An 11,754-nucleotide genomic window follows, 5' to 3' on the forward strand; every position below is an offset into this window, starting at 1 on the left:
CGTGCCCTCATCATGCTGCGGTCATGGACGGGTTCCTGGACACCAGCACGAGCGGCATGACCGAGTTGCGGGTGCACGGCGTGTCCGGCACGCCGCCCGGGGAGATGCTCAACCATCCGCATCCCCTGCTGGTCGCGGGCGACGGGACGACGGGGTTCTACCGGCGCTGGTGGCCGGCGGGCCGGCCGGAGACCGAGGACGCGGACGTGCCGGGCGAGCGTCACCGCGAGGCGTACGCGTGGGCCGGGCTCACCTCCGGCGGCCGGACCATCGCGCTGTGGCTGCTGCTCCTGCCGTTCGCGCTGGCCAACCTGGCGTACTTCATGCTGCCCAGGCCGGAGGGCGGGCGGCCGGTGCGGCGGGCCCTGGAGGCGGCTCAGCGGCTGTTCGCGCTGCTGCTGACGGGCACGCTGGTGGCGGCCGTCACGCGGGCCAGCGTGGACCTGATCGGCTGGCAGTGCACCGCCGCCGGGCGGGCGTGCGCGTACGCGACCGCGCCCGGCTGGGTGCGGTGGATGGCGGAGCTGTGGGGCGCCGAGCACTCGCGGCGGCTGGCCGTGACCGCGCTGGTGCCGCTCGCCGTGGTGGTGGTGCTGTGGGTGGTCGGGCGGCGGACGTGGCAGCGGGACGAGCGGACCGCCATGCCGCCCGACGGGTTCGAGCGGCCGGGCGTGCTGCTGGCCCGGCCGCGGCTGTGGCACGGCGACGAGCCGGTGCGGCGGCTGCGAGCGGTGCACGTGGCGTTCGCCCTCGGGTGGATCGGGCTGGCCGTGGCGGCCCCGTTCACCCGCTCGGGCCTCGGGCTGGTGCTGGCGGTGGCGAACGCCGTGGTGCTGGTGGCCGCGGTCCTGGCGGTGGTGGCGCCGGGGGTGGCGCGGCGGGTGGATCCGGGCGCCGACGATCCCGGCGGGGCGGTGCTGAGCCGGGTCTGCGCGGCGCTGGAGGCGGCGGGCGCGACGGTGCTGGCCGTGACGCTGGTCGCGGCGGCGGCCGGGCTGCCCGGCGCGTCCGGCTCGCGCCAGTTGCCGGGGGTCGGGGCGGGGACGGTGCAGTTCGTGCTGACGCTGGGGCTGGTGGCGTTCACGCTGGCGGGCACCTGGTGGCTGGCCCGGCGCGACCGGGGGACGGGGCCGCGGGCACTGGGCGGGCTGGCGAGCTGGTTCGCGCTGCTGGTGGCCGCGGCCGTGGCGAACGCGCTGGGCCTGGGCGTGATGTTCTGGACGGCCTCGTTCTTCGGCGTGCCGGCCTCCCCGGGCGCGGGCGGGCCGGTGGGCCACAGGCTGTTCCTGGACGAGCCGGTGTGGTGGACGGCCGCGCTGGTGCCGGTCCTGATCGCGGGCCTGGTGGTGGTCGGGCTCGTGCTGTGGAACGCGCGCAGGTCCGAGGCGGCCCGGCTGACTCCCGGGCTGGAGCCGCACTACGGGCGGCACAGCGAGGAGGTGGCCGGCTGCTGGGCGCTGGCCGGGCTGACCGACCGGGCCGGGCAGGTGCTGGGGCTGCTGACCGGGATCGGGCTGGCGGGGTTCGCCCTGGTGACCGTGTTCTACCAGTTCCGGCTGCTGAGCCCGGTGGACGGGCTGGCCGGGCTGTTCGCCACGATCGGCAGCTGGGCGATGGCCGCGTTCCTCGTCGGGCTGGTGCTGCTGGGCCGGCGCGCGTACAGCGATCCGGGGCTGCGCCGGACGATCGGGATCCTGTGGGACGTGTCCACGTTCTGGCCGCGCGCCACCCACCCACTCGCCCCGCCCTGCTACACCGAGCGGGTGGTGCCCGAGCTGATCTCCCGGGTGCGCCGGCTGGCCAGGGATGACGCCGATCTGGTGCTGCTTTCCGGACACAGCCAGGGCAGCGTGATCGCCGCCTCGGTGGTGCTGCAGCTCGACCCGGCGGCGCGCGGGCGGGTGCGGCTGCTCACGCACGGCTCGCCGCTGCGGCGGCTGTACGCAGCGTTCTTCCCCGCCTACTTCGGGCCCGCCGCGCTGGGTGCGGTACGGGACGCGGTGCCCTGGTTCAACCTTTACCGGCTGAGCGACCCGATCGGCGGGCCCGTCCTGGGGCGGGTGGACCCGTTCGGGCCGCGCGAGTCGCTGTCGGCGGTGGACCTGTTCTGCTGGGACCCAGCCAGGCCGGAGCCGGGCGATCCGCTGCCGGAGACCCGCTGGCACGCCGGTTACTGGTTCGACCCGCCGTACGCGGAGGCGCTGCGCAGGCTCACCACGGCGACCCTGCGCGGCGGGTGAGCCGCCGCTAGTGGAGTTCGAGGATGAAGGCGGCGGCCAGCGCGGGCGCGCACGGCCAGGCGGCGCCGCAGGAGGCGCAGGCGTGCGCGGCTCCGGCCCGGTGGGCGTCCAGCGCGCCGGCCGCCCTGGCGAAGCAGGTCTCGCCCAGCGGGTCGTCGTGAGCGGGCTTCGTACCGAGGAGAACGGCCATGTCGGTCACCTTCGCTGCGTGTTCGGCTGCGCTCACTCTCTCCCGCCGGAGCGTCGCCGTCCGGGTCGAAGGACTCGCCCGGACCGCGTCTTCGGCCACACTTGACCGAAAGGCGGGTCAGCGGGCCAGGATGGCGGCCACACGCTCGCGTACGGACGGGGTGTCGAGGCCGCGGACGGTCAGCGTGGTGCGGCGGCGGACCACGTCGTCGACTGTGACCGCCCACTCGTGGTCGCGGGCGTAGACCGCCTGAGCCCAGATGTCGGGGCCGTCGGGGTGGATGCGCTCGCCCAGGCCGGGGTCGTCGCGGATGAGCCGGGCCAGGTCGAAGGCGATCGAGCCGTAGTGGGAGGCGAGGTGGCGGGCCACCAGGGGGTCCATGCGGGCGTCGGGGTCGCGCTCGGTCCACAGCCGCATGGCCACCGCGTCGGGGCTCGCCAGCCCCGGCAGCGGCACGGCCGGCAGGATGTCGGCCAGGTCGTCGCCGAGCGGGTGGCCGGGCAGGTGGGCGAGCGTGTCGAGGACCACCCGGCCGATGTGGCGGTAGGTGGTCCACTTGCCGCCGGCGACCGACAGCATGCCGCCCGTGCCGCGGGTGAGCACGGTCTCGCGCTTGGCCGCGGTCACCTGGCCCGGGCCGCCGGGGAGCACGCGCAGGCCGGCGAAGGAGTAGGTGATGTCGTCGCGGCCCAGCTGGGAGCCGAGCACGGCGTGGCCGGCCTCGTCGAGGATCTGCGTGATGTCGGCCTCGGTGGGGCGCACCTCGGCCGGGTCGCCCTCGTAGGGCTCGTCGGTGGTGCCGAGCAGGAGGTGGTCCTCCCACGGGATGGCGAACGACACGCGGTACTTGTCGATCGGGATGGTCAGCGCGGCCTTCCAGGGCTCGTGGCGGCGCAGCACCAGGTGGGCGCCCTTGGACAGGCGGATGCTGGGCTCGGCGCCGGGGTCTTCCATGCGGCGCAGGTGGTCGATCCACGGGCCGGTCGCGTTGAGCACCAGCCGGGCCGACACGCCGAACTCGCCGCCGTCGAGCCGGTCGCGCAGCTCGGCGCCGGTGACGGTGGCGCCGGTCTTGCGCAGCCCGACGACCTCGGCGTGGTTGAGCACGGTCGCGCCCGCGTCGACGGCGGCGCGCACGGTCATGACCGCGACCCGGCTGTCGTTCATCTGGTGGTCGCCGTAGACGGCGGCGGAGCGCAGGCCGTCCATCTTGAGCGCGGGCACCCTGGCCTGCGCCTGCTGCGGCGTGATCACCTTGCCGACGCCGTCGCCGAACACCGACAGCGCGGAGTAGAGGAAGACGCCCGCGCCGAGCTTGGCCGCGCCGTGGGGGCCGCCGCGGTAGATCGGGACCACGAACGTGAGCGGTTTGACCAGGTGGGGGGCGATGTCGCCGGCCAGCGCCCGGCGCTCCCTGTGGTTCTCCGCGACGAGCTTGACGTTGCCGGTCTGAAGGTAGCGCAGGCCGCCGTGGACGAGTTTGGACGAGGCGCTGGAGGTGGCCCCGGCGAAGTCGCCGGCGTCGACCATGGCGACGCGCAGCCCCGCCTGGGCGGCCATCCAGGTGACGGACGTGCCCAGGATGCCGCCGCCGATGACGAGCAGGTCGTAGGAGACCCGGCTCAGCTCCTCGCGCGTCTCGGCGCGGGTGGTCATCGCGGCGGTGCTCTTGGCGATCATGTGGTGCTCCAGTCGAGGCGGCGCCTCTATGATCTCACGCGGCCGGCGGTCGATCGGGCCCGGCGCTCTCGCCGCCCCGGGTCACGTCGGGGGCGCGGTGCTCGTACGGGGTGCTCAGCACCACGGTGGTCCGGGTGGACACGTTGGCGGCGGCCCTGATCTGCTGCAGGAGCTCCTCCAGCGCCACGGGGGACCCCACGCGGACCTTGAGGATGTAACTCTCGTCGCCCGCGACGCTGTGGCACGCCTCGATCGCGCTCAGGTGGGCCAGCCGGTCGGGGGCGTCGTCGGGGGCGGCCGGGTCGATCGGCTTGATCGAGATGAACGCGGTCAGCGGCAGCCCGATCGCGTCATGGTCGACGATCGCGGCGTAGCCGCGCACCACGCCGCGCTTCTCCAGGCGGCGCACCCGCTGGTGGACCGCCGAGACCGAGAGCCCGGTCTCCCTGGCCAGGTCGGTAAAGCTCATCCGGCCGTCGCGGGCCAGCAGCGCGACGATCCGGCGATCGATCTCCTCCATCGGTCAAAGGTAGCCGGTCGCGTTCACGACATGGACCCGACGGGAGAGGCGCCCATGCGCATCGCGTGCTCGACGAGGGTCACGAGCACGTCCCTGCCGGACTCGCGGCGGCGGGCGTCGCAGCGCACGATCGGCACGCCGGGGTCGAGGCCGAGCGCCTGGCGCACCTCGCCGATGGTGAAGGGGCGGGCGCCGTCGAAGCAGTTCAGCGCCACCACGAAGGGCTGGCCGCGCTTCTCGAAGTAGTCGATGGCCGGGAAGCAGTCGGCCAGGCGGCGGGTGTCGGCCAGCACGACGGCGCCGAGCGCGCCCAGCGCCAGTTCGTCCCAGACGAAGAAGAACCGCTCCTGGCCGGGGGTGCCGAACAGGTAGAGGGTGTAGTCGCCGCGGATCGTGATGCGGCCGAAGTCCATGGCCACGGTGGTGGTGGGCTTCGTCTCCACCCCGGTCAGGTCGTCGACGGTGACGCCGGCGTGGGTGAGCATCTCCTCGGTGCGGACGGTCCTGGTCTCCGACACCGCGCCGACCATGGTGGTCTTGCCCGCGCCGAAGCCGCCGGCGATCAAGATCTTGATCGGGACGGGCAGCCGCCAGTGATCAGAGCGCCCGAAGTCCATCCAGCACCGCCTGTACGTCCCTCCGCGGCCGTGCCGCGCCCGCACGCCTCGGCCCGATCAACGGTGCTTGTCAAGGCGAGTCAGGGAGATCCATCTGCCTGGCATCGAGTCACCCTAGCAATGCCGTAAACCCCACTCAAGCACCCATGCCTCTTAAAAATCAATATGTAACTTTTGTCGCCTACAGCACCTTCAGGTGGGGCGGATTTCTCCACCGAGTAAACCCGGTTGTCAGGTCATCGAACCGCTTCACCACTTCTGATGGTCATAGCCCGAAATATTGTGATAACCAGCACTAAAGCCGATTTGTCGCCACAAGTAGGTGGCCGTGCGTGGACTGCGCTCCCGTACCCCGTGGATCAGCTCGCCCGCGTCGCGGGCGAGGCCGGTCATGGCCTCGTTCACGTCGGCCCTCGCCACCCCGAGCAGCAGCACGTTGAGCCCGCCCCAGCTCAGGTCCCTGCGGTACGAGGCGAGGTCGCCGAGCAGGTGGAGGTAGCGCTGCACCTGCTCGCTGGCCGGGCGCAGGTCCTCCAGGTGATCCCTGACCCACGCGTCGCCGGCGTAGATGAGGTGGGACAGGTCGACGAAGCAGGTGCCGCGGCTGTCGGCGTTGCCGACGTAGCGGTCGAGCGAGACCTCGGCCGCGGTGTCGCGCCACACCCAGGCCCTCCCCATGCCCGCCAGGGTCCTGCCGAGCTGCTCGCGCCAGAGCCAGTGCAGGTCGGCGAACTCCTGGACGGTGGCCAGCTCGTCGCGCAGGTCGGCCAGGAAGCGGGTGACGGCCGCCCTGGGCGCGGCGCCGTCGGCGACCGCCAGGCAGTCGCCGATCAGCTCGTTCACCTGCTCGCGGGTGGTGGCCGTGTGGTCGACGAGCCGGTCCAGGGCGAGCACCCACAGCGCGGCGCGGTTGACCACCTTGAGCCGCTCCGCCGTGGCCCACGGCGCCCCGAACGCGCTCGTCAGGGTCAGAGCCGAGTAAATTTCCGGGCCGAACGCCGCCCCCGGGAAAAGGCCTCCGTACATCTGGGCACAGCGCCGCAGGTCCCTGTCGCACTCGGCCGCCAGCGCGCAGGTGCGGCCGAGTTCGAAGGCCTCGTCAAGCTCGCCGGGGGTCCTCACGGCCGCTCGGTCGGGAACATCGGCGACTCCCCCCAATAACCGGCTGATATCGCTGTGTAGCGAATTGTCACATGATCAGCATCATCCGATCAAGGTACAGCAGCGTGGCGTCAGGCCCCGATGGCGATGAACGAGACGTCGTCGCCCCTCGCCCGCCTCAGCGCCTCGGCCAGGCCCAGCCCGCTGCTGAGCCCGGCGTGCAGCCGGACCATGAGCGGGACCGCGTTCTCGTCGTTGACCGGCACCACGCTGGCGACGATGCCCGCGGTGCCGAGGTGGAGCAGCGCGGTGGCCAGGCCGAGCAGCTCGTCGGCGCCCACGGCGGCCATCTGGGCGGAGTCGCAGCTGGACAGGACGAGCCGGTAGGGGGCGCGGCGCAGGCGTTCGAGGTCGTAGCCGGTGAGCGGGCCGTCGTCGAGATGGAGCGAGGAGAACATCGGGCTGTCGGCGCGGAAGGTGCCGTGGGCGGCCACGTGCGCGAGCCGGCAGCCGTCCATGGCTTCCAGCACCGCCTGCGCCGTGGCCGTGCCTCCTTCCAGCACGGTGGGCCCCGGGTCCTCGTACAGCTCCTCGATGGCCTGGATCTCGGCCTTGGCGTTGGGCACGTCAGGCCCGCCGACGAGGACGACGCCGCCGCCGGGTGGCGGCGCCGACGCGCGGGCGCGCAGCCAGGCGGCGGCGGACGGCGCCACGCTGAAGGCGGTCTCCCGCAGCGACGGGAGCAGCCCCCACGGCGCGGCGTGCAGCACGCTGGGCGGCACCACCACGCACGGCCCGCCGGCCAGCAGGGGGGCGACCGGCCCGAGCACGGCCTCCTCCAGCCGCCGTCCCAGCGCGGCCAGCTCCCCCGGGTCGGGCCGGAGCTGGTAGGCGAGGCGGCGCAGCCGGGACCGGGCGAACTCCGTCTCGGCGACCGCCCGCTCGGCCGGCCCGACGGCGTAGGAGCGCACCCGCCCGTCGCCGCACAGCAGCACGTGCAGGGTGCCGTCGATGAGCACCAGCTCGGCGAGCCGCCCGCCGGGGCCGAGCGCGTCCAGCACCCGGCGGCAGTCGAAGCCGCGTTCCTCTCGCCAGCCGGGGCCGCGCAGGCGCAGCGTCCCGGCCCGTACCCGGGCCTCCAGCGCGGCGCGCTCGCGTTCGAGGCGAGGGGCGGAGGCGGCGCCGCCGGAACGCGCGGCGGCCAGCAGCTGGTCGACCCGGCGCAGCGCGGCGAGCCGGCCGAGCAGCTCCTGATCGTCCGCCGGCGGCGCGGGCGGCACGGCGATCGCGGTGGCGCGCCAGCGCTCGGTCCAGCCGAGCAGTTCGCGGCTGCGTCCGGCGCGGCGCAGGTGGCGCAGCGCGAGCTCGACCAGTTCGGCGCCCTGGGCGGTGACGAGCGCGCGCAGCTCCGACGAGCCGAACGTGAGCCGGTGCTCCTCGATCAGCTCAAGCCCGGCCCGGCAGGCGCGCAGCAGCCGGCGCGGCTGCCCGGCCGCCTCGGCCAGCAGCGCCTCGGCCAGCCACCCGCCGGCCCGAGCGGTGGCGGACCCGCCGTGCCTGGCCCGCGCCGCGGCGGTCAGGTGGCGGTCGGCCTCGGCGGCCCGGCCGAGCTTCAGCGCGATCCGGCCGGCCAGCAGGTGAGCCTGCCACGCGTCGGGAGAGCCGAGCTCGCCGAGCCGTCCGGCGAGGCGGCGGGCGTCGGCGAGCAGCCGCGGCGTGGCCCCCTCCGCCAGCCCGGCCTGGACGAGGATGAGCCGGGCGTGCTCGGCCCACCAGGCGCGCCGCTGCCTCGCGAACAGCGCCCGGGCCTCGGCGGCGCGCTCGCGGGCGGTCGCCGGGTCGGCGGCCAGCAGCGCGGCCCTGGCGGCGAGCAGCAGCAGCTCGGCCCGCCGGGTGGCCTGGCCGCGCAGCCGTGCGATCAGCCGCAGCCCGGCGTCGGCCTGCTCCAGCGCCTCGCGGGCGAGTCCGGCGGCGAGCATGACCGCGCACCGGTCGGCGACCAGGTCGGGCATCGGGGTGCCGAGGCGCTGGAACCCCTGGTCGGCCTCGTCGAGCAGGGCCAGCGCGGTGGGCAGGTCGCCGGCCACGAAGGCGGCGACGCCCCGGTTCTGCACGGCGACGACCGAGTCGTGCTCCTGCCTGGTGGTGGCGAACATGCGCTGCGCGGTGCGGAAGTCGGCGTCGGCGGCCCGCACGCCGCCGAGCGCGAGCTGCACGTGGCCGCGCAGGCTGAGCGCGCGGGCGGCCCACACGGTGTCGCCGGCCCGGCGCAGCGCCGGCGCGGCCACCCCGAGGTCGTCGAGCGCGTCGCCGTGCCGGCCGAGGATCCAGCGGGCCCCGGCCCGCCGGAAGAGCACGCGGGCGCGGGTGGTGCCGGTGGCCCGGCCTGCGGCGGAGTCGAGCGCCGACAGCCCGGAACGGGTGCGGCCGTGGTGCACGAGCGCGATGCCGAGGGTGGCGAGCACGTCGGCCTCCCGGTCCGGCGAGCCGGATCTGCGCGCCAGCCGGACGGCCTGCCGCAGCTCGCCGATCGCGGCCTCGATGTCGCCGAACTCGCGGTGCAGGATGCCGATCGCCTGCCGCGCGATCGAGGAGTCGTACGGGCCGCGCCGCCCCGCGAGGATGGCCCTGGCGGCCTGGAGCGCCTCTTTGGGGCGCGCGAACACCATGGCGAGCACGTCGTGTGAATCGCCGGGTTCGCGGGGCCCAGACACGCATAGATGGTAGAGCCGCCCCAGGCCCGCGTCCACGTGGTGTATCAACCGTCGGCACGGGCGCTCATAAGTGTCGGGGCGGCCTGATGGACTGGCCTCCCGCCGGCGAAGGCGACACTCCCCGGGAGGAACCGACGATGACGACACCGGATCCGGGTGGCGACGCCCGCTTCTGGACTCAGCTGGAGATGGTGAACGCCGCCCTGCCCGACGGCCTGCGCGCGGTCGCCGGGCCGGAGGGCGCCACGCCCGGCTCCTCGGTCGCGCCCGGATACGCCGAGCTCGACGGGCACGTCCTGGTGCCCGCGCAGGACCTGGAGCGGGCGGGCAACATGGTCCAGGACCTGGTGCCGGGCGAGGCCGACCCGCGGGTGGTGTGGCCGCCCGAGCACGACGCGGGCCGGGTGTCGGTGCGCCGCCTGTACGTGGGCGACCGCAGCGCCCGGCTGGTCGCCGACACGCTCACCGCGCGCCGGATGCGGGCCACGCCGGTCCACCTGGTCTCGGTGGCGGGGGTCAACCTGTGCCCGGGCGACGAGCCCGTGCCGGCCTCCGGGCCGCTGCGGCCGCCGCCCGGCGCCCGCGACGCCGGCGCCGGGGTGCGGGTGACCGTGCTCGACACCGGGCTGGTGCCCGGCTACCTCGACCACCCGTGGCTGGCGGCGGGTTCCGGCGACCCCGCGATCCCGGCCGTCGACGGCGACGTCACCGACGAGGTCACCGGCGGCGTGATCGGCCCGTACACCGGGCACGGCACGTTCGTCGCGGGGGTGGTGCGCTGCACCGCGCCGGCCGCCGACGTGCGCGTCCACCGGACGTTCCCGTACGCGGGCGCGGTGCCGGAGGACGAGCTGGGGCTGGCCGTCCGCGACACGCTCGGCGCCCACGGCTGGCCCGACATCGTGTCGCTGTCGGCCGGCACCCGCACGCGCGACGCGGCGGCGCTGCTCGGCCTGGCCGACTTCATGGCCGAGCTGACGCTGCACCCGGAGACGGTGCTGGTGGCGGCGGCGGGCAACGACGGCGGCACCGACCCGTTCTGGCCCGCCGCCTACGCCGGGCAGCCGGTCAACGCCTCCGGCGACCTGGTGGTTTCGGTGGGCGCGCTGCGCGAGGACGGCCTCGGCAGGGCGTGTTTCAGCAACCACGGCGACTGGGTGACCGTGTACGCGCAGGGTGAGCGGCTGGTGAACGCGTTCGCCTCCGGCCAGTACACCTACGGCTACCCGCACTGCGCGTCCTGCCGCCACTCGGACACCCCTCTCTACTCCGGCTGCACCTGCGTGGGGGTGATGAAGGCGGGTGACACGGCCACGTTCACCGGGCTCGCGCAGTGGAGCGGCACGTCCTTCGCCACCCCGATCGTGGCCGGGCTGATCGCGGCCCGGATGTCCGAGGCCGGCATCTCGTCGCGGCAGGCCGCGCGCCAGCTCGTGGCGGGCCGGCTGTCCGTACCGGATCTCAGCGGTTACCTGCGGTGACGGGACGTTCTCCTGTCCTGGAGCGGCTCACGAAATATCATGAGCTTTCCGCCCCTGGACCGAAAAGGACGTTGGACGACACCGTGGAAGACACCGCGCTGGACGACACCGCAGCCCTCGTCAAAGCAGCCGCCGGCGGGGAGGCCGACGCCTGGAGGGAGCTCTACCAGCGCTTCAGCGGCCTGGTGTGGGCGGTTTCCCGCGCCTACCTGCCGGTTGCGGCCGACGCCCAGGACGTCGCGCAGACCACCTGGTTCCGGTTCGCCGAGAATCTCACCAGGATCCGCGACCCCGAACGGGCCGGAGCCTGGCTGGCCGCCACGGCCAGGAACGAGGCGCTGCGCGTGATCCGCACCAGCGGCCGGGCCATCCCGGTCAGCGACGTCGCGCTGATCGGGTTCGACGTGGACGAGCGCTCGCCCGAGCTGCTGCTGCTGGAAGCCGAGGAGGAGGTCGCGGAGGCCGAGCGCGCCCAGGAGGTCTGGGCGGCCTTCCAGGAGCTGTCGGAGCGCTGCCGGCTCCTGCTGCGCGTCCTCATAGCCTCGCCGAAGCCCACCTACCAGGAAGTCGCCACCGGCCTGGGCATCGCGGTGGGCAGCGTCGGTCCCATGCGGGGACGCTGCCTGAAGCGGCTCGGAACGCTGGTGGAACGACGCGGAGTATCCGGGAGTTCCGAGTGAACGACATGGATGACGACCTCGCTCTGGAGAACGAGCTGCGCGTGATCGCGCGCCTGCTGGATCCGGTGCCGCCGCAGCTGATGGAGGACGCCATGCAGGCGTTCACGCTCCGGACGCTCGACGCCGAGCTGGCCCTGCTCGCCTTCGACTCGTGGGACGAGCAGGCGGCGACGCGGGTCCGCGGATCGGGCGCGCCCCGGCTGCTGACGTTCCGCACGGCGACGGTGGAGGTGGAGATGGAGGTGTCGGGGCCGCGCCTGATGGGGCGGCTGGTCCCGGCCGAGGAGACGGACATCCGCGTGCAGCGCCGCGACGGTGAGCAGCGGGTGCGTTCCGACGCGCTGGGCCGTTTCACCGCCGACGCCCTCGCACCCGGCCCGCTCCGGCTCCGGGTGGTCCCGCGCGGGGGCGGGCCCGTCGTCACCTCCTGGATCCGCGTCTGACGGGTCCATCGGGTGGCGGATTCCCCATGCGGTGGGGATGACCGGGTGCGCGCTGTGTGCGCGCACCCGGTCGTGCGTGGCGGGCGTT

General features: G+C 74.5%; 10 protein-coding genes. 4 read left to right on the forward strand and 6 right to left on the reverse strand.

From position 1 onward, the window contains the following. Positions 1-23 precede the first annotated feature (23 nt). Positions 24-2,240, forward strand: coding sequence for a hypothetical protein (locus tag ACIBF7_RS34460; RefSeq protein WP_364230741.1), 2,217 nt, complete (start codon positions 24-26; stop codon positions 2,238-2,240). Between the two features lie 7 nt (positions 2,241-2,247). Here the strand turns inward: ACIBF7_RS34460 and ACIBF7_RS34465 are convergent, their stop codons facing one another. From ACIBF7_RS34465 to ACIBF7_RS34490, 6 genes are all read right to left on the reverse strand, one after another. After that, complete coding sequence (locus ACIBF7_RS34465) at positions 2,248-2,430, reverse strand: hypothetical protein (protein WP_148031444.1); 183 nt, start codon at positions 2,428-2,430, stop codon at positions 2,248-2,250. Positions 2,431-2,547: 117 nt separating this feature from the next. Further along, complete coding sequence (locus tag ACIBF7_RS34470) at positions 2,548-4,110, reverse strand: glycerol-3-phosphate dehydrogenase/oxidase (protein WP_148031443.1); 1,563 nt, start codon at positions 4,108-4,110, stop codon at positions 2,548-2,550. Positions 4,111-4,144: 34 nt separating this feature from the next. Continuing rightward, positions 4,145-4,630 carry an Lrp/AsnC family transcriptional regulator gene (locus ACIBF7_RS34475; protein WP_148031442.1) on the reverse strand — a complete coding sequence of 162 codons (486 nt, stop codon included), beginning with the start codon at positions 4,628-4,630 and terminating at the stop codon, positions 4,145-4,147. 23 nt (positions 4,631-4,653) lie between these two features. Further along, on the reverse strand, positions 4,654-5,247 hold the full coding sequence (locus tag ACIBF7_RS34480) for an ATP/GTP-binding protein (protein WP_148031441.1): 594 nt from the start codon (positions 5,245-5,247) through the stop codon (positions 4,654-4,656). A gap of 249 nt (positions 5,248-5,496) precedes the next feature. After that, positions 5,497-6,369, reverse strand: a complete 873-nt coding sequence (locus ACIBF7_RS34485; RefSeq protein WP_148031440.1) for a terpene synthase — start codon at positions 6,367-6,369, stop codon at positions 5,497-5,499. A gap of 110 nt (positions 6,370-6,479) precedes the next feature. Then, entirely contained in the window at positions 6,480-9,062 is a 2,583-nt protein-coding gene (locus ACIBF7_RS34490) for a CHAT domain-containing protein (RefSeq protein WP_364230735.1), read from the reverse strand. A gap of 137 nt (positions 9,063-9,199) precedes the next feature. Between ACIBF7_RS34490 and ACIBF7_RS34495 the strand changes: the two genes are divergently transcribed. The 3 genes from ACIBF7_RS34495 (at position 9,200) to ACIBF7_RS34505 (ending at position 11,666) form a co-directional block, all read left to right on the forward strand. Beyond that, entirely contained in the window at positions 9,200-10,543 is a 1,344-nt protein-coding gene (locus ACIBF7_RS34495) for a S8/S53 family peptidase (protein WP_271280487.1), read from the forward strand. Positions 10,544-10,614: 71 nt separating this feature from the next. Continuing rightward, on the forward strand, positions 10,615-11,223 hold the full coding sequence (locus tag ACIBF7_RS34500) for an RNA polymerase sigma factor (RefSeq protein ID WP_219545710.1): 609 nt from the start codon (positions 10,615-10,617) through the stop codon (positions 11,221-11,223). Continuing rightward, positions 11,220-11,666: a hypothetical protein gene (locus ACIBF7_RS34505; RefSeq protein WP_187281145.1), complete on the forward strand. Its 447-nt coding sequence runs from the start codon at positions 11,220-11,222 to the stop codon at positions 11,664-11,666. Before ACIBF7_RS34500 ends, ACIBF7_RS34505 begins: the two co-directional genes overlap by 4 nt. The last annotated feature ends 88 nt before the right edge of the window (positions 11,667-11,754 follow it).

The sequence above is a fragment of the Nonomuraea sp. NPDC050478 genome (genome assembly GCF_044458265.1).
Classification (GTDB): Bacteria; Actinomycetota; Actinomycetes; order Streptosporangiales; family Streptosporangiaceae; genus Nonomuraea; species Nonomuraea ferruginea.

Bases quoted from the DNA above. Each gene is read 5' to 3' on its own strand.
- ACIBF7_RS34460 (WP_364230741.1), top strand. From the start codon at position 24: ATGGACGGGTTCCTGGACACCAGCACGAGCGGCATGACCGAGTTGCGG.
- ACIBF7_RS34465 (WP_148031444.1), bottom strand. From the start codon at position 2,430: ATGGCCGTTCTCCTCGGTACGAAGCCCGCTCACGACGACCCGCTGGGC.
- ACIBF7_RS34470 (WP_148031443.1), bottom strand. From the start codon at position 4,110: ATGATCGCCAAGAGCACCGCCGCGATGACCACCCGCGCCGAGACGCGC.
- ACIBF7_RS34475 (WP_148031442.1), bottom strand. From the start codon at position 4,630: ATGGAGGAGATCGATCGCCGGATCGTCGCGCTGCTGGCCCGCGACGGC.
- ACIBF7_RS34480 (WP_148031441.1), bottom strand. From the start codon at position 5,247: ATGGACTTCGGGCGCTCTGATCACTGGCGGCTGCCCGTCCCGATCAAG.
- ACIBF7_RS34495 (WP_271280487.1), top strand. From the start codon at position 9,200: ATGACGACACCGGATCCGGGTGGCGACGCCCGCTTCTGGACTCAGCTG.